Source organism: Haloferax sp. s1 (assembly GCF_058382125.1).
In genome coordinates this window covers 1-1,616 of sequence record NZ_JBZRPK010000175.1, presented here as the reverse complement: position 1 = coordinate 1,616, position 1,616 = coordinate 1, and the positions used below count along the sequence as shown (strand labels likewise).

1 protein-coding gene is annotated in these 1,616 nt (G+C 62.6%); it reads right to left on the bottom strand.

The genetic code is table 11. The features are described 5' to 3' along the window. Nucleotides 1-64: 64 nt before the first annotated feature. The coding region (locus QT222_RS01375; RefSeq protein WP_491476062.1) for a S9 family peptidase at nt 65-1,616 on the bottom strand (1,552 nt) is incomplete at its 5' end.

Here is a 1,616-nt window from a genome sequence, read left to right as displayed (position 1 = left end):
CATATAGACAGAGCTTCGATGGCCCGCGTTTTGACTCTAACGGAAAATCAGGTAGGTTGTGGAGTCAGTTCGAGGCCGCGCTACCGACGTACTCTTCGAGGAAGTCAGCAATCTGCGAGTACGCCTCGATTCGGTTCTCTAATTTAGAAAAACCGTGTCCCTCGTCGTCGAAGATGAGTTCTCGGACGTGCGCGTGCTCACGGGCGTTCTCCACGAGTTGGTGTGCCTCGCTGACGGGAACCCGTGGGTCGTTTTCGCCGTGGAGGACGAACAACGGCGCGCGAATCTTCTCGATGTTGTTGAGCGGTGAGATAGATTCGAGGAATTCGCGGTCGTCTTCGAGCGAGCCGTATTCGGCCTCGCGGAGTTCACGCCGCCAGTCGCCGGTGTTTTCGAGGAACGTGACGAAATTGGCGATGCCGACGATGTCGATACCGGCGGCCCACAGGTCGGGATACTCGGTCATCGACGCGAGCACCATGAACCCGCCATAAGAGCCGCCCATCGCCACGACTTTGTCCGGGTTGACAGCCGGGTGGTCGTGGAGCCACTCGACGCCCGCTTCGATGTCGGCGACCGAGTCCATCCGGTTTTCCACGTCGTCGAGGTGGCCGTAGGCCTTCCCGTAGCCCGCAGAGCCGCGGACGTTCGGCTCGAAGTAGGCGTAGCCGCGCGAGAGGAAGTACTGCTTGACCGCCGAAAACGACGGGCGACGCTGGGATTCGGGGCCGCCGTGGATATCGACGATGACGGGCGTCTCGCCCTCGGGAGACTCCTCCGGGAGCGTGAAGAACGCGGGGATGTCGCGGCCGTCGAACGTCGGATAGTGGACGAGTTCGGGCGGGACGAACGTATCCCGTGGGATGCCCGCGGTTGCTGCACGCGTCCATCGCTCGGCTTCGCCGGTCTGTAACTCGACCACGTAGACGTTGGCGGTGTCGGCGCTGGCGGTGACTGTAACCGCGGCGCGATGGCCGTCCGGCGAGAAGGAGACGCCGCCTGCGACACCACCCGGTAGGTCGGGTTCGGGGAACGCATCGATTTCGTCCGGGGCGATGAGTTCGCCGAACGTGAGTTCGGTGTAGCCTTCTACGTTTCGCGTGTAGACGAGTCGGCGCGACTCGTGGTCGATGCTGACGCCCTCCAGTTCGTAGTCGCCGCCGGATTCGACGACAGTGAACCCGCCGTCTTCGAGGTTGTATCGGACGAGTTCGAGCGTGTCGCTCCCGCGGTCTGTCACCATGTAGATGTTCTCCCCGTCCGGACCCCACTCGGGACTCTGGAACCGAACTGTGCCCTGATGCGGCGTGATATGGGTTAGTTCGCCGGTCGTGAGGTCGAGGACGGACACGTCCTGGTCGAAGTTCGAGTACGCCTCTTGGACGATGAGCTTCGAGTCGTCGGGTGACCAGCCGCCGAGAGTGAGCCAGCCGTCGCCCTCGTGGACGAGTTCGGCGTCCATTCCCGTTCCGTCGCGGGCCTGCACGTACACGTCGAAGACGGCGTTGTCGCGGCGGTTCGAGGTGAACGCGAATCGGGTGCCGTCGTGGCTCCAACCACCCCATCGGTGTTTGGCATCCGGATGTTCGGTCAGGTTTTCGATAACACCACTGTCC